This is a genomic window from Nitratireductor aquibiodomus, from assembly GCF_900105565.1.
In the GTDB taxonomy this organism is placed as follows: Bacteria; Pseudomonadota; Alphaproteobacteria; order Rhizobiales; family Rhizobiaceae; genus Nitratireductor; species Nitratireductor aquibiodomus.
The window spans coordinates 161,190-177,478 of sequence record NZ_FNSL01000002.1 but is presented as its reverse complement, the minus strand read 5'-3'; the positions used below and the strand labels follow the sequence as shown (position 1 = coordinate 177,478).

The 16,289-nt window shown below is 62.0% G+C and carries 13 protein-coding genes; 2 read left to right on the top strand and 11 right to left on the bottom strand.

Features of this window, described 5'->3' with window-relative positions; translation table 11 throughout:
• Positions 1-7 precede the first annotated feature (7 nt).
• The 7 genes from BLW55_RS19980 to BLW55_RS19950 form a co-directional block, all read right to left on the bottom strand.
• Positions 8-973, bottom strand: a complete 966-nt coding sequence (locus BLW55_RS19980) for an NAD(P)-dependent oxidoreductase (RefSeq protein ID WP_090330154.1) — start codon at positions 971-973, stop codon at positions 8-10.
• A complete protein-coding gene (locus BLW55_RS19975; protein ID WP_090330153.1) occupies positions 966-2,267 on the bottom strand; it encodes an ArgE/DapE family deacylase in 1,302 nt (433 codons plus the stop codon). The genes BLW55_RS19980 and BLW55_RS19975 overlap by 8 nt, the downstream gene beginning before the upstream one ends.
• A gap of 245 nt (positions 2,268-2,512) precedes the next feature.
• Entirely contained in the window at positions 2,513-4,135 is a 1,623-nt protein-coding gene (locus BLW55_RS19970) for an ABC transporter ATP-binding protein (protein ID WP_090330152.1), read from the bottom strand.
• 9 nt (positions 4,136-4,144) lie between these two features.
• Positions 4,145-4,984 carry an ABC transporter permease gene (locus tag BLW55_RS19965; protein ID WP_090330240.1) on the bottom strand — a complete coding sequence of 280 codons (840 nt, stop codon included), beginning with the start codon at positions 4,982-4,984 and terminating at the stop codon, positions 4,145-4,147.
• Positions 4,984-5,952, bottom strand: a complete 969-nt coding sequence (locus BLW55_RS19960) for an ABC transporter permease (protein ID WP_007007294.1) — start codon at positions 5,950-5,952, stop codon at positions 4,984-4,986. The genes BLW55_RS19965 and BLW55_RS19960 overlap by 1 nt, the downstream gene beginning before the upstream one ends.
• A gap of 76 nt (positions 5,953-6,028) precedes the next feature.
• A complete protein-coding gene (locus BLW55_RS19955) occupies positions 6,029-7,576 on the bottom strand; it encodes an ABC transporter substrate-binding protein (RefSeq protein ID WP_090330151.1) in 1,548 nt (515 codons plus the stop codon).
• Positions 7,577-7,659: 83 nt separating this feature from the next.
• The gene (locus tag BLW55_RS19950; protein WP_090330239.1) at positions 7,660-8,439 is read right to left on the bottom strand and encodes a class II aldolase/adducin family protein; all 780 of its coding nucleotides are present in this window, start codon (positions 8,437-8,439) and stop codon (positions 7,660-7,662) included.
• A gap of 213 nt (positions 8,440-8,652) precedes the next feature.
• On the opposite strand from BLW55_RS19950, the gene BLW55_RS19945 reads away from it, so the two are divergent.
• Positions 8,653-9,327 (top strand): GntR family transcriptional regulator, encoded by a 675-nt coding sequence (locus BLW55_RS19945; RefSeq protein WP_007007297.1) that lies wholly within the window; start codon positions 8,653-8,655, stop codon positions 9,325-9,327.
• 24 nt (positions 9,328-9,351) lie between these two features.
• Here BLW55_RS19945 and BLW55_RS19940 read toward each other — a convergent pair whose 3' ends face one another.
• From BLW55_RS19940 to BLW55_RS19930, 3 genes are all read right to left on the bottom strand, one after another.
• Positions 9,352-9,759, bottom strand: coding sequence for a DUF4168 domain-containing protein (locus BLW55_RS19940; RefSeq protein WP_090330150.1), 408 nt, complete (start codon positions 9,757-9,759; stop codon positions 9,352-9,354).
• Positions 9,760-9,983: 224 nt separating this feature from the next.
• On the bottom strand, positions 9,984-13,070 hold the full coding sequence (locus tag BLW55_RS19935; protein WP_090330149.1) for an efflux RND transporter permease subunit: 3,087 nt from the start codon (positions 13,068-13,070) through the stop codon (positions 9,984-9,986).
• Positions 13,067-14,269: an efflux RND transporter periplasmic adaptor subunit gene (locus BLW55_RS19930; protein WP_210184121.1), complete on the bottom strand. Its 1,203-nt coding sequence runs from the start codon at positions 14,267-14,269 to the stop codon at positions 13,067-13,069. Before BLW55_RS19930 ends, BLW55_RS19935 begins: the two co-directional genes overlap by 4 nt.
• A 170-nt stretch (positions 14,270-14,439) precedes the next feature.
• Here BLW55_RS19930 and BLW55_RS19925 point away from each other — a divergent pair, with 170 nt between their 5' ends.
• The gene (locus BLW55_RS19925; protein ID WP_007007300.1) at positions 14,440-15,003 is read left to right on the top strand and encodes a TetR/AcrR family transcriptional regulator; all 564 of its coding nucleotides are present in this window, start codon (positions 14,440-14,442) and stop codon (positions 15,001-15,003) included.
• 6 nt (positions 15,004-15,009) lie between these two features.
• On the opposite strand, the gene BLW55_RS19920 is transcribed toward BLW55_RS19925, so the two are convergent.
• Positions 15,010-16,062 carry a LacI family transcriptional regulator gene (locus BLW55_RS19920; protein ID WP_090330147.1) on the bottom strand — a complete coding sequence of 351 codons (1,053 nt, stop codon included), beginning with the start codon at positions 16,060-16,062 and terminating at the stop codon, positions 15,010-15,012.
• Positions 16,063-16,289 lie beyond the last annotated feature (227 nt).

The following is a 16,289-nucleotide window of genomic DNA, read 5'->3' as shown; positions in this document are numbered from 1 at the left end:
TCGTCCTTCAATATCCGTTGGATCTGTCGACCACCGTTTCCGGTATTTCTCCCGCCACCACAGCCTGTGCGGCGCGGACAAGCTGTTCCGCCATGGTGTGCGGCGAGCAGTCGCCCGCCTGATGCGGCGTGACGAGAATGCGTTCATCCGCCCAGAATGGGTGCTCTTTCGGCAATGGCTCCACGTCGAAAACGTCGAGCGAGGCGGAGGCGATGCGGCCGCTGTCGAGCGCGCGCACAAGATCGGCCTCGATCAGATGTTCGCCCCGCCCAAGCTGGATGAGTGCGGCGCCTTCCGGCATGCGGTTAAAGAAATCGAGATTGAGCAGGCCGCGCGTCTCTCCCGTCAACGGCAGAACGTTGATGAGGATGGCGGCCTGCTCCGCAACGCGCTGGGCAGCCCCCTCCCCGCTCTCGAAGCGCACGCCCGGCACATCCTCCGCCGGCGTGTTGCGCACGGCGGCGATCACCGGAAACCCCATGGCCGTCACGGCGCGGGCGATTGCGCGCCCCATCAGGCCGAAACCGAGAATGCCCACCGGCGTCTCGCGCGGCGGCTTCGTGGTGGAGGGGATGAGCCGCGCCCATTCGTGCTTCGCCTCATGAACGATGTGATGGCGCATGTTTCGATGATGCCAGATCACATGCCATGCCGCGAACCCGGCCATTACGTCGCCCTGGTCCTCGTCGCGCACCCGCGCCACCAGCGCCTCTGCGGGCAGGCTCGGACAGTTGATGATGCTGTCAACGCCGGCGGCGATGGAGTTTGCCAGCCGCAAATTCGGATAGGGCAGAAAGGCATCGTCCGCCGGCCGCCAGCAAAGCGCGAAGCGGATTTCCTCCGGATCGTCGATCTCATGCGGATGGCGCAGGCGGATCTGGTCTGCATGCGGCGTCAGTGCATGGCCGTAAAGCGCATGCAGATCGAAGGCATCGCTGAGATAAACTCCCTCGATCACTTGCCCGTCAGCCATTTGCGGCCTCCGTCTCGATGGGTTCCACCCCGCACCAATCGGCGATGAAAAGCGCGATCGCGCCTGTCACCCGCTTGATGGAGGAAAGGTTCACACGTTCGTCAAAACCGTGGATGTTCTCTGTGATCGGGCCATAGACGAGGCACGGCATGCCCGCATAGATCACGAAGACCCGCGCATCGAGATAGCCCGGCGTGACGAAGCTTTTCAGTTCGCTCGCGGTCGCCGCGCGGTGCGCTTCGGCCAGCGCCTTTTCGGCGTCCGTCCCTTCCTCCAGCACATAGCCCCGCGCGAAAAATCCGTTCCAGGTCACTTCGGGCGGGCGGTTCCCAAGAAAGGGATCATCGGCCAGTTCGCGGGCCAGATGCGCCTCGATCTGCGCTGCCCGGTCCTTCGGGTCGTCGCCGGGATAAATGGCGATGCGGCAGGAGAGCTTGCACCAGGCCGCCACGGTGGAGGCCCAGTCGCCACCCTCGATCTTACCGACATTGAAGTTGATCGGGTGATCGAGTTCCTCGAAATAGGGATAGTTCGCCTTCTCGGCGTTCCATTCCGCGGTCAGGCGTTTCAGGCTTTCGATCACGCGGAAGCTCGCCTCGATGGCGTTGGCGCCCGTGCCCGCCTCACGCACATGCACGGGGTGGCCCGACACATTCACCTCGAACCACAAAACGCCCGTGTTGGCGCGCACCAACATCTCGTCTTCCGGCTCGGGAATGATCGCGGCATCCGCCGTATAGCCTTCCACCAGACAGGCGAGCGCGCCATTGCCGGTGCATTCTTCCTCCACCACGCTCTGCACATGCACTTTCGCCGCCGGTTGCAGGCCGATGCGGCGCAGCGCGTCGAGTGCGAAAATATTGGCCGCGATGCCGGCCTTCATGTCACCGCCGCCGCGTCCGTAAAGCCAGTCGCCCTCGCGCTTCGGCTCATAGGGTGCCGAGACCTCCCACATATCGTGCGGGCCTTCCGGCACCACATCCATATGACCGTTCAGGATCAGCGACCGGCCTTTCTCGATGCGCGGTGCGTGGGTGGCGATCACGTTCACCGCGTCGGAGTAATCGACAGCCACGGGCGAAAAGCCCGGGTGATCCTTGATCTTGTCTTCATCGATATGGAAGGTTTCGACCGCATAGCCACGCGCTTCGAGCGCCTTGTGAACGAATTCCTGCGCGGGCTTTTCCTTTCCGCGCAGCGAGGGAAAGCGGATCAGGTCTTCGGTAAAGCCGATTTGTTCTTCAAAGCCTTCCTCGACGGCTGCGAGGATCTTCTGTGCCAGTTGTTCGTCCACGTCGGTGGTTCCTGCAAATTGTTATTGAAGATGGTGAGCGATGGCGCGCGTCATCCCGCCCCCGCCCTTCGCCCTTCGACAAGCTCAGGAGGCTCAGGATGAGGGCTGATGGTGGAGACGCGGAGGTTTCGGCACTCCTTGCAGCAGACACCAGCATGTCCATGCCCGTTCCCTCATCCTGAGCCTGTCGAAGGGCGAGGGAATGGGCACGCACCGCGCTGAAGTGAGCTCCAGTCGTCACCGCGTTACCCCGCCGCCGCCAGCTCCTTCTCGCGGCCGGGAATGGCCTCGATCAGGGTGCGCGTGTAGTCGCTCTGAGGGTTGTTGAAGATGGCATGCGCCGGCCCCATCTCGACCACCCTGCCCTTCTGCATCACCGCGATGCGGTCGCAGATCTGGGCGGCGACGCGCAGGTCGTGGGTGATGAAGATCAGCGCCAGATTGAGCCGCTCCTTCAGCTCCGCCAGAAGATCGAGCACCTGCGCCTGAATGGAAACGTCGAGTGCCGAAACCGCCTCGTCGGCGATGATGACGCGCGGCTCCAGTGCCAGTGCGCGGGCAATGCCGATGCGCTGGCGCTGCCCGCCGGAAAACTCGTGCGGATAGCGGTCGATGGCGAGCGCATCGAGGTCCACCAGTTCCAGAAGTTTCACCGCGCGCGCATAGGCTTCCTGCCTGGAAACCCCATGCGCCATCGGCCCTTCGGCGATAATGCGGCCCACCTTGGAGCGCGGATTGAGCGAGGCATAGGGATCCTGAAAGATCATCTGGATCGACTTGCGCGCCTCGCGCAGCGCCTCGCCGGAAAGCTGCGCCATGTCGTGGCCGGCGAGCTTCACCGTGCCGGAATCGGGCTGCATCAGCCGCACGAGGCAGCGCCCGACGCTCGATTTGCCGGAGCCGGATTCGCCGACAATCCCCAGCGTCTCGCCTTCGCTGAGCGTCAGGTTCACATCGTTGACCGCATGAACGATGCGCGGCTTGGAAAAGAGCAGGCCGCCGCCGGTCACATAGGTCTTGTTGAGCCCTTCCACTTCGAGGATCGGCGTCTTTCCCGCCGTTTCCTCGCCCGCCTCGGCGGCAAGCTTCGGGATCGCCGCGATCAGCTTTTGCGTGTATTCATGCTGCGGATTGTCCAAAACCTCGTCGGCGGTGCCGGCCTCGACAATCTTGCCATATTGCATCACCGCCACGCGGTCGGCGATCTCGGCAACCACGCCGAAATCATGGGTGATGAACATCACCGCCATGCCGTGCTTTTCCTGCAGATTGCGGATCAGCTCCAGGATCTGCGCCTGTGTGGTCACGTCGAGCGCGGTGGTCGGCTCGTCGGCGATCAGCATGCGCGGTTCGAGCGCCAATGCCATGGCGATCATGACGCGCTGCCGCTGCCCGCCGGAAAGCTGGAACGGATAGGCCCGCGCCGCCTTTTCCGGATCGGGAATGCCCACTTCCGTCAGGAGTTCGATGGCGCGCGCTGCACGCTGCTTCGGCGTCAGGAGACCATGCGCCTCGAACACTTCGGCGATCTGGTCTTCCACCCGCATCAGCGGGTTGAGCGCTGACATGGGTTCCTGAAAGATCATGGCGATCTTCTTGCCGCGCAGATCCATCATCTCGGTTTCCGAGAGTTTCAGAAGATCCATGCCCTCGAAGAGGATTTCGCCGCCCACCGGCCGCACCAGATCGGGCAGAAGCCCCATGGCCGCATTGGCCGACATGGATTTGCCGGAACCCGATTCCCCGACAATGCAGAGAATTTCACCGGCATGAAGATCGTAGGAGACATCGTTGACGGCAAAGTCGCGGTCGGCACCCTCCGGCAGCGCGATCTTCAGGTTCCTGATTTTGAGAACGGGGTCTGTCATCGCGCCCTCCTATTTGCCGCGCCGCGCAAGGCGCGGGTTGAGCGCATCGTTCAGCCCTTCGCCGATCAGGTTCAGCGCCAGAACAGTGAGCAGAATGGCAACGCCGGGGAAAAAGGAAAGCCACCAGGCCTGCCGGATCACCGTGCGCGCCGCGCCAATCATGTAACCCCACGACATGAGGTTGGGATCGCCGAGCCCAAGGAAGGAGAGCGAGGATTCCAGAAGGATCGCCGTTGCCACCATCAGCGAGGCAAGTACGATGATGGGCGAGATCGTGTTGGGCAGAACCTGCCGCAGAATGATCGTCAGGCTCGTCTGGCCCGAGAGAATGGCCGCTTCCACATATTCGCGCGAGCGCAGCGAAAGCACCTCGCCGCGCACGAGGCGCGCGACCGGCGGCCAGCTCACAATGGCGATTGCCGCGATGATCGATTCGATCGAGGGCTGGAAGATCGCCACCAGAACGATGGCGAGCGCAAAGCTCGGCACGGTCTGGAAGAATTCGGTAAAGCGCATCAGCGCGTCGTCCACCCAACCGCCGAAATAGCCGGCAAGCGCACCGATGGGGATGCCGATCAAAAGGGCGGCGACCGTCGAGACGAGACCGACCAGAAGCGAGACCTGCGCCCCATAGGCAAGGCCGGAGATCACGTCACGCCCAAGCGCGTCGGTGCCGAGCGGATACTGGTCCATGGCAAACGGCGGCAGGAAGGGCCGTTGCACCATGCGCCAGGGCGATTGCGGAAAGATGAGCGGCGCAAGCAGCGCCACGAGAACCACGATGGCGAGGATCGCAAGGCCGATCACGGCGCCACGGTTGCGGGAGAAGCGTTTCCAGAAATCAGCCATCATGCCACCCGGATTCTTGGATCAACGAACCGATAGAGAATGTCGGTGATGAGGTTGAACAGGAGCACCATGGCGGCGGACACGAAGAAGACGCCAAGAAGCAGATTGTAATCGCGCTGGGCGAGTGCCTCGAACATCAGGCGCCCGATGCCGGGCCATGCAAACACGGTTTCGGTCAGCACTGCGCCGCCGACAAGCTGGCCCGCCTGAAGGCCGGCGAGCGTCACCACCGGCAGCATGGCGTTGCGGAAAATGTGACGGCGCTGGATGATGCCGGGTTTCAGCCCCTTGGCCCGCGCCGTTTTGACGAAATCGAGCTGGCTGACTTCGAGCATGGAGGCGCGCGTCATGCGCATATAGACCGCCATGAAGAAGAGGCCGAGCGTAGTGGCGGGCAGGATGAGATGCTGGCCGATGTCGAGCGCGCGGCGAAAGCCCGTATAGTTCGCCCCCACCGTCTCATAGCCGAAACCAGGCAGCCAGTTGAAATAGACAGAGAACAGAAGCACCGCCATCAGCGCCGCCCAGTAGAGCGGGGTCGCATAGAAAAGCAGCGCCAGGGTGGAGATCGCCGTGTCCGACCATTTGCCGACACGCGCGGAGGCGAGAACGCCGGCCAGCGTGCCAAGCAGAAGCGAAATGACGAAGGCCGTCATGGTCAGAAGCAGCGTGGCGGGCAGCCGGTCGAGAATGAGATCGGCCACCGGCATCTGCTGGCGATAGGAAAAGCCGAGATCGAACTGAAGCACGCCCTTGAGGTAAATTCCAAGCTGGGTGAGCAGCGGTTTGTCGAGGCCGAACTGCTCGCGAAGCTGCGCGATGAACTTGGCGTCGGCGGCCCCCGCCTCGCCTGCCATCACCGCAGCTGGATCGCCGGGCGCGGCATGGATCAGGAAGAAATTGAGCGTCAGGATGGCGATCAGGATGATCGCCGCCTTGCCCAGGCGCATGAGTATGAAGCGTAGCATCGGGCCCCTGCAGGATCAGAACCAAGGCAGGGATGCGCGAGAGGTTCCTCCCGCGCATCCGGATCAGGCTGTTGGCCTATTTTTCGATATAGGCGTCCTTGAAGCCGTCATTCACGCCGATTGCCGTGGTGACGAGATCCTTGACACTGCAGCGATAGATTGTCGGGAAGCCGAGTTCGAGCAGCCAGGCAACCGGCACGTCGTCCACCAGTTTCTGCTGCACCTCGGTGTAGAGCTTCTGGCGCTCCTCCGTCGTCACGGCAACTGCCGCCTTGGCAAAGAGATCGTCGATCTCCTTGTTCTCGTAGCCTTCCACATTGTTCCACTGCGAGCCCTTGGCAATGTTCGTGGAAATGTAGGTGCGGGCCACGCCCAGTGCCGGATCACCATACTGGTAGAGATAGGTGAAGGCCATGTCGTAGTCCCACTCGGCCAGCTTCTGGTTCCAGCCGGCCACATCGGTGGAGACGATCTCGACATTGATGCCCACTTCGCCGAGATTCTGCTTCACGGCCTCGGCCCAGCGCTGCCAGGTCTCGCCATAGGGCAGAGGCAGAAGGCGCACGGTCTCGCCGTCATAACCCATCTCTTCGAGCAGGGCCTTTGCCTTCTCCGGATCGTGGTCATATGCGTTCACGTCGTCGGTGAAGAAACGCGTCGACGAGGACACCGGACCTTTGGCAACCTTGCCGAGACCGTTCCACAGCGCGTCGCGGGCGAAGTTGCGGTCCATCGCATACATGACCGCCTGGCGGAAGCGTTTGTCGGCCGTCGGGCCTTCGCGGTTGTTCAGCCACATCCACGACAGCGGACCGAAATACTCCCAGCCCTTGTCGGTGATGCAGGTGTTCTCCATGTCGGCGATCCGCTGGACGTCGAAATTCTCGACCGAGCCGCCGGGCAAAATGTCCACCACGCCGGTTTCATAGGCAACGGCGCGCGAGGCAGCGTCCGGGATCACATGCCAGTAGATCTCGTCGAGATAGGGTTTGCCGTCCTCGTAGTAATCCTCGAACTTGGTCAGTAGGATGTGCGAGCCCTTCACCCATTCGGTGAACTTGAACGGACCGGTGCCGATCGGCGTGTTGTTGGCCGGGTTGTTCTTGTAGTCCGTGCCTTCATAGATGTGCTTGGGCACCATCGGCATCGTGCCGGCCTCGAAAATGCCGAGGAACGGGCCGAAGGGCTGCTTCAGCTTGAAGACGACCGTGGTGTCGTCGGGCGCGGTGATGGATTCCACATGCTCCAGCGAGGTGCGCAGGCGCGCGTGCGTCTCGCGCAGGAAGACATCGGCGGAAAACACCACATCGGCGGAGGTGAAGGGCTTGCCGTCATGCCATTTCACATTGTCGTGCAGCTTGAAAGTATAGGTCAGGCCGTCCTCGGAAACCTCCCAGGATTTCGCGAGCTGCGGCATGGGCTGCAGCTTCTCGTCGTAGCGCAGCAGACCCTCATAGATCTGACCGGCAACCATCTGTGTTGGGCCGTTCTGGACCAGACCCATCATCAGGCTTGGCGGTTCGGGCTGGATCACGACATTGGCGCGCCCGCCCGAGACCGGCTCGGCATGAAGCGCCGTTGAAACCAGCATGGCGGCGGCAAGTGTGGTCAGTCTTTTAAGCATGGCTTTCGTTCCCTTATCTGTTGCCCGGCGAGAGGTCGTTCTCCCTTGACCGGCCGGGATGGTGGCTTTGCTTCAGTCCGGCCTCATTCCACGAGGTCGGGATAGTGCTTGATGGCGAGGCGCTGAAACGCCTCCCATTGCGGGTCAGGCTTGTTGCCGGTGTGGTGGGTGTCCCAGCCCTCATATTGACGCGCCGTTTTCTCGGCCAGTTCCTCGGCGATGCGGATCTGCCTGCCGCCCGAAGACATGATGGCGAGCTGGGCGCGGCAGGCACGCTCCATGTTGAACATTAGCGCAAAAGCCTCGCCCACCGTGCGCCCGCAGGTCAAAAGCCCGTGATTGCGCAGGACCATGACATTGCGGTCGCCGAGGTCGGCCACAAGCCGCTCGCGCTCGCCCAGATCGAGCGCGATGCCTTCATAGTCATGGAAGGCAAGCCGGTTGTGAAATTGCAGCGACCACTGGTTCAGCGGCAGTATGCCCTCTTCCATGGAAGAGATGGCAACGCCGGCAACCGTGTGCGTGTGGAGCACGCAATGAACATCCGGTCGCGCCGCGTGAACCGCGCTGTGGATGGTGAAACCGGCCTTGTTGATGCCCGCGCCGTGATTGTCGCGCAGGATGTCGCCATTGATGTCGACGGTCACGAGGCTCGAAGCCGTCACCTCGTCGAAGCGCAGGCCGAACGGGTTGATCAGGAAGGCGTGCTCGCCTTCCGCCGCCGGCGCGCGGGCCGATATATGCGTGAAGATGCTGTCGTCCAGATGATAATGCGCGATCAGGCGGTAGGCGGCGGCCAACTCGATCCTCTCGCGTGGCTGCCCGGTATCGGCCGCCGAAACCGGTTGGGGCTGAACGTTCATCAACATCTCCCTCGCGCGAACCGCCCGGTGCCGAACGGTGTCCATGTCGTTTTTGCGCGGCTCCCCTCAGAGCCGTTTGTTGGGAGACAGGCAAGCACAGGCGTGACAAAGTGTCAATTGTCGACAATCGGCATTTTGCCTGTCATAGTGGATCGGCATCCGCCGCGTCTTCGCTGCGATGTCATTGGGAGGGGAAGTTTTGAGGAAACGGCCGTGAGCGTGTTTTCGGAAGTGTCCACGACGGATCTGGTGACGCAGATTGCCCGGCAGATTACCGAGGCGATTGTCACGGGACATCTGAAGCCCGGCGAGCGGCTGACCGAGCTTCAGCTATCGCGTCAGTTCGGTACCAGCCGCGCGCCTGTCCGCGAGGCTGCCCGGCTTCTTGAAAGCCAGGGCCTTGTCACCTTTTCACCGCGACGCGGCTTCTTCGTGCGCACGTTCAGCGCGAGCGAGATGCGCGACATCTACGAGCTGCGCATCGGCCTGGAGCTGCATGCGGGTTATCTCGCCGTGGAACGTGCCACGGATGCCGACATCGCCGCTCTGGAAAAGCAGCTTGGCCGTCTTTACGGTACGGCAGGCCAGGCATCGATCGAGACACAGATATTCGAAGACTTCGCCTTCCACCGCATGATCTGCAAGGCGAGCGGGAATGCCCGTCTCATAAGGGTCTACGATGAACTGGCGACCGAGATGCGCGCCGGCATCACTCTGATCGGCAAGATCTACGACGATCCGCAGCGCATGGCCGAGACCCACGAGCCAATCATGGATGCGCTGAGGAAGCGCGACGGAGACGAACTGCGCGAGGCGCTGCGCTATCACATCGCCGTTGCCCGCGATGCGGTGGTCGCGCTGTTTGAGGAGCTGGAAAAGGGCGTCTGACGACGCCCCTTCCCCGCGTTCACGTCACTGCTGTGACTTCGCGGCTTCGCCGATCATGCCGTTCAGCTTCTGGGCCAGCGCCTCATCGGTCTGGGCCGACTGGATGATCTGGTTGTACTCATCCACCGAAATGCCCTCCGTCTTGTCGACGGCCTGTTCCATCTCTTGTGTCGCCTCGACCTGAACCTTCTGCTTCTCGTCTTCCGAAGGCGCCTGACGGAACCGTTCCGTATATTGCTCCTTCACACCGCTGACGGCGAGAAATGCCACGGTGAAGGCCTGCAGCTTCTGATCGTCGAATGACTGCGCCTGCGCCTGGGGCGCCGGCGAAGGTACGGCATCCTGGGCCAGGGCCGGCGAGATCATGGCCGCGCCGGCAGAAATGGTAAAGGCAGCCGCGACGGTACGCAGTCCTGTTCGAAGTATCATCATGGAATTCCTTCCTTTCGGATGTCCCCTTCCAGGTCTTGACCCTGGAGGGAATTGAAATGCCCGACCCCGGGTTCATCCCGGATGCCACCCTCATCAAGAATGTGGCGAGAAGGAAGGAAGCGCCCGGTCGCTCCAATCAATTCGGATTGCCGGGGAAAACAAAAAATGAGTCGCCTGAATGACCCAAAAGAAAGGCCCCGCCGAAGCGGGGCCTGACCTTGCTGCTATTCAGCGGCCGGCGCGGGCTGCGCCTGTTCGCCCGGGTGGTCGTCTTCCTCGGTCACCAGCCTCGCCTTGGAAATGTAGGTATAGAACATCGGGACCACGAACAGCGTAAACATGGTGCCGATGATCAGGCCGGTAAAGATGACAAGACCCATCGAGTAGCGCGCCGCAGCGCCCGCACCTGCCGCCATGATCAGCGGCACGACGCCGAGCGCCATGGCGGCCGTGGTCATGAGGATCGGGCGCAGGCGCACCTTGGCCGAAGCGACGATCGCCTCGACGCGCGACAGGCCGTGCTCCTCTCGCTGCTGGTTGGCGAACTCCACCATCAGGATGCCGTGCTTGGTGATCAGGCCTATGAGCGTGATCAGGCCCACCTGGGTGTAGATGTTCAGCGTCGACAGTCCCAGATTGAGCGGCAGAATGGCGCCGAAGATCGACAGCGGCACCGTCATCATGATGATGAGCGGATCGCGGAAGCTCTCAAACTGGGCGGCCAGCACCAGATAGATCACCACCACGGCGAGCGCGAAGGCGATCAGGATGGTGTTGCCCTGCTCCACTTCAAGCCGCGACTGGCCCGAATACTCGATGAAGAAGCCGTCCGGGATGGTGTTCTGGGCTATGTCCTCGATCACGGCGAGGCCGTCACCGGTCGAAACACCGGGCACCGGCAGGGCCGAGATCGTTGCCGAATTCAACTGGTTGAACTGCTCGATCGCCGCCGCCGAAACATCGGTTGACACGGTGATGACCGCCGAAAGCGGCACCATCTCGCCCGTCGCGCTGCGCACGAAGAAGTCGCCCAGCCTTTCCGGATTCTCGCGGTATTCCTGCGGCACCTGCATGATGATGTCGTAGCTGTTTGAATCGCGGTCGAACTGCGCGATCGAACCACTGCCGACAAGCAGGCTGAGTGTCGTGCCAACATCGGAAACCGGCAGGTTGAGTGCTGCGGCCCGATTTCGGTCCACCGTCACCACAACCTGCTGCGCGTTGTAGGCGAGCGAGTTCTGCACGACGATGAAGCGGCCCGAGGCCTGCGCTTCTTCCTTGATCTTCTCGGCTACCTCGAAGACGCGCGCCGAATCGCTTGTCGACTGGATCACGAGCGAGATCGGCAGACCACCGCCGGCGCCGGGAAGCGAAGGCGGCGCGAAGACGAGGGCCTCGACGCCGGCGATACCGGAGAGCCTTGCCTGGATATCCTGCTGGATTTCCTTCTGCGACCGCTCGCGATCCGCCCAGTCCTTGAAGGCCCAGAGCGCGATGCCCGAATTGGTCTGCCCGCCAAAGCCGACGATGGAGAAGTTGGCCTTGAGCTCGGGGAGATCCTTGGTCAGCTCACGCATCTGCGTCGTGTAGAGGGTGGTATAGTCGGTCGTCGCATAGGATGGCGCGGTGATCAGCGAGAACAGTGCGCCCTCGTCTTCCTCCGGTGCCAGCTCGCTGGACGTATTCATGAACATGAAACCGGTCAGCCCGAGAAGGACGAGCACCACCAGCATCGTGACGGGGCGGTATTTGAGCGAACCGCTGACCATCCGTTCATAGAAATTGGCAAGCCTTTCGAACGTGGTGTCGACGATAATCTGGAACCGGCTGTGGTTGCCGCGCTTGAGAATGCGCGCCGACATCATCGGCGTGATCGTAAGCGCGACGACACCGGAAATCACAACGGCGCCGGCAAGCGTCATCGCAAACTCGCGGAACAGCGAGCCGGTCAGGCCGCCGGTAAAGGCGAGTGGCGCAAAGACGGCCGCCAAGGTGATCGTCATGGCGACAACCGGGCCCGTGATCTCCTTCATGCCGACAAAGGCTGCGCGGCGGGGCGAGAGCCCTTCCTCGATATGCCGGTGAATGTTTTCCACCACAACGATGGCGTCATCCACCACCAGGCCGATAGCCAGCACCATGGCCAGCAGCGACAGGAGGTTGATCGAATAGCCGAGCGCGAACAGGATGAAGCAGACGCCGATGAGCGAAAGCGGAATCGTCACGATCGGCATCAGCACCGAGCGGAATGAGCCAAGGAACAGGAGGATAATGACAATAACGATCAGCACCGCTTCCATGATGGTCTTGAAGACCTCGTCAATGGAGGCGCTGATGGATTCTGTCGCGTCGTAAAGAACCTCGATGCTCATGCCTTCAGGCAGGCTCGACTGGATCGACGGCAGCTCCTTCGTCACGGCACCCGCCATGTCGAGCGGATTGGCGCCCGGTGTCGGGAAGACGCCGATAAAGGTGCCTGGCTGACCGTTGAAGCTCACCACCATGTCCGTGCTCTCGGCGGCAAGCTCGATATCGGCCACGTCGCGCAGACGCACCACATCGTCGCCCGATGCCTTCAGTGGCAGCGCTCCAAATGCATCCGGCGTCTGCAGCGTGGACTCCATCGAGATCGCGTAGGCGACATATTCGTTTTCGGTCTTGCCGGGTGCGGCAAGGAAGTTCGATGCCTTGATGCCGGCTAACACCTCGGCCGCGGTAAGCTGGCGTGCAGCCAGCCGCACGGGGTCGATCCACACGCGCATCGAATAGTTCGCCGCACCGATGATCTGCACCTCGGCAACGCCGGGGATGGTCGACATGCGCGGGCGGATAACGCGTTCGATGTATTCGGTGAGCTGTTCGCTCGACATGTTCGGGTTCTGCATCGCCAGATACATGGTGGCGAACTGCATGCCCGTGCCCTTGACGATGGTCGGGTCCTTGGCGTCCGCAGGCAGTTCACTGCGCACCTGCTGCACCTTGGACATAACCTCCGTCAGCGCGACGTCGGGGTCCGAGCCAAGCCGCATCTGCACGCTGACCGTGCTCGCCGATGGGCGGCTCTGTGACGTGACGTAATCCACGTTCTCGGTCGTCGCCACCGCCCGTGCGATGGGGGCCGTGATAAAACCCTGGATCAGGTCGGCGCTGGCGCCGGGATAGATCGTGGTGACGGTGATCACCGTCTCCTCGACCTCCGGATACTGACGAACCTGCAGGTTGAACAGTCCCTGGAAGCCAAGCAGCAGGATCAGCAGTCCGAGGACGGTCGAAAGGACCGGCCTGCGGATGAAGATGTCGGAAAAACTCATTGGGCTGCCGCCTCTTCCGCCTTGGCGTCATCGTTGGCCGGCTTCTGCCCGGTCTCTGGCGCGCCGGAGTTTTCTTTGCCGGAGCTCTCTGAACTGCCGGGATTGATCGTGTTGTCGATGGCAACCGGGGTGCCGTTGGAGAGGCGGTTCTGTCCGGCTGTCACGATGATGTCGCCGGGTTCGACGCCCGAGCGGACTTCCACAAGGTTTCCGGAACGGCGACCGACCTGCACGAAGGTCTGGCGGGCCTCGAGTTTCTCCTCGCCTTCCGCGCCTTCATCTGCGTTCTCCGGCTTCCTGGCAACAAACACATAGTCGCCGTAGAGGCTGGTAACGACGGCGGTCTGCGGCAGCGAGATCACACCGTCTTCTTCCGGCAGGATGACCTGCACCTGCACGAACTGGCCGGGGGTGAGCTTGCCGGACGTGTTGTCGATGCGCGCGCGCACCGAAACGAGGCGGCTTGAAGGATCGACTTTCGGGTCGATGCCGGTGATCTCGCCTTCGAACTCTTCGCTGTCATTGTTGAGCGAAAGCCGCACCGGCTGGCCGATCTTCAGATTTCCGAGCTGCTGCTCGGGAACGGTGAAGTCCGCGCGCATCGTTTCGATGTCCTGCAGCGTGGCGACGATCGTTCCCGGCGAGAGATACTGGCCCTTGTCGATGCGCGGAATGCCGATCGTGCCGGAGAACGGCGCGCGAAGCTGGCGCTGCTGCAGGACGGCTTCTGCCTTCTGCACCTGCGCTGCGGACGCCTGGGCGGCGGCCTCGGCATTGTCGAGGGAAACGCCGGAACTCACGCCGCGGCTGCGCAGTTCGCGGGCACGATCGAGCGCCTGCTGGTCCAGTGCTGCCTGGGTGCGCGAGGCGCTCAGATCGGCCTGCTGGATGTTGTCCTCAAGCTGGAGGAGAACGTCGCCGGCCTTGACCTGCTGGTTGGCTTCAAAGCGGACCTCCGTGACGATGCCGGTGGTCTCGACCGTGAGGTCAACGCCCTGGTTGGCGTTGACGGTACCGATAGCCTCGATTGCGGGCGTCCATTTCCCTTCCTCCGCTTCGACGGTCGAAACGGTGACGGTGGGAACGGGCATGTTGGCGAAGAATTGCTGGATCGCCTGATCCCGGAACATATTGAAGCCAACTATGCCGCCCGCAACGAGCGCAAGCAGGACGATGGCAATGAGAAGACGCTTGATCATGTCGTCAGACCCCGGAGGCATTGGGAATAATATCGATTAGTTTACATAAGAGTGGCGCAGATAGCGACGCTGCCGCTCCTGAACAAGAGCGCATCGCAAACTTGGCTTGCCAAATGTCGACGCTTTACTGTACCGTCTGGACGGTATTGTCAAGCTTCAGGATGTCAGGAATGGTGAGACCGAGCTCCGGCGCACGGGAGAAAATCCTTGATGCAGCAGCCGAGATTGTCCGTGAGGCGGGTGCTGCCAGCATGTCTCTGGATGCGGTCGCTGCGCGCGCGGGCGTCTCCAAGGGCGGGCTGCTTTATCACTTTTCCAGCAAGTCGAAACTGTTCGAAGCCCTTGTCGAGGGGTTCATCAGTGAAGAGTACGACAAGTTCCAGGAGCGCAAACAGGCGCATGAAAAGAGCACCAATGGCGTCGTGCAGGCCTATATCGACCTGTTTGTCGAGGAGCGGAAGGAATGCCAGCCGCCGCCGTCCGGCCTGCTGGCCGCGCTGGCTGAAAACCCGGATTTCCTGAAGCCGGTCCAGAAATACGAGCGCGAAGTGCTCGACCAGATGAAAGCCACCGCGAGCGATCCGTCCCTCGCTGTGATCGCTCTTCTGGTGGTGCACGGGGTGCGGGCGATGGAACTGCTCTCCATCAATGTGGTCAACAATCAGGAAGTTGCCGAAATGATCGCCGCGCTGCGTGGTCTGCTCGAAGACAGGGAGGGCGCGGCCGGCTGCTGACCTGCCTCATGCGGTCTGGTGCGTGCCGATGGCGGCGCGGGTTCCGTGGCCGAGATCGGCAAAGCGCGGGACAGGCTCCTGCAGAAACTGCAGCGCACCCGGTCTTTCGCCGGCGATCCTTCGGATCAGCAATCTGCCGAGGTTTTCGCCCGCTTCCGCGATGTCCTCGTAGACGGCATCGATGCGCGGGCGCACCTCGTCGTAGAGCAGCGAGGTCTGCTTGACCACAAGGTCGAAATCCCTGCCCACAGTAAGACCCTGATCGCTCAGCGCGGCCATGATCGAAAGTGCGGAAACCTCACCGGCGCACACCATTCCATCCGGCGGTTCGGGCTGTTTCAGCCGCCAGCTCAGCCATGCGTATAAGTCGGCCGCATCGCTGTCGAGATTGATGTCGCCCGGCAGTTCCGACGCGACGCCGCTTTTCTCCACGGCCTCCTGAAACCCGTCGCGCAGGTGCCTTCGGAACATGAACCGGTCCGGCGGCAGGATCAGCGCCAGCCGGCGCCGGCCCTTCGATACAAGGCGCTCGACCGCCATTCGGGCAAAGGCTGCGTTGTCGTAGTCCACAAAGGCGTGCTCGACCCCGAGATCCGTGCGCCCGTGCGACACGAAGGGAAAGTCGTTTTCCATCAGCAGTTTGACGCGCGGATCCTTCGGTTCGGTCCGCGAAAAGACGACGCCGTCAGCCATCCGGTTGCGCAGGATGTACTCGATTGGATCGATCGAGGGCACTTCGGCGAAATGCGGTGTGATCACCAGATGATACTGGGTGTCGCGCAGGGCGCGCGCCAGGCCGCTGATCATCGAGGTGGAAAAGCCCAGCAATTCGTCATGAGGGTCGAGCACAAAGCTGATTACATTGGTGCGCCCCGTGCGCAGGTGCCGCGCGGCGCGGTCGGGCTGGTAGCCGATCTCGCGCGCCACGCGCTGCACGCGCTGGCGCGTCTCGAATGCGATCTGCGGCGCATCGAGCAGCGCGCGGGAAACGGTGGTGACGGCAAGGCCGGTCATCTCCGCGATGGTCCGCAATGTGGGGCGGTCTGATCGGCGCGCCATGTCATCTCCTCCCGGTTGCCGCTGAACGGCCTTCGATGGCGCCGGATTCGCCAAAAACCGTCATTTCAATCGATATAAATTTATGTTTCCACACGGATGAGGTGAAAAACTCGGAAAAATTCCCCTTGGTTTTCAATGTTTTATCTCCTCCCGTCAAACAGGCAAGAATCTGATTGACCTGTATGGGATTTATAACGTTATAAATAGATAGATCGCAAAGGAGCAAG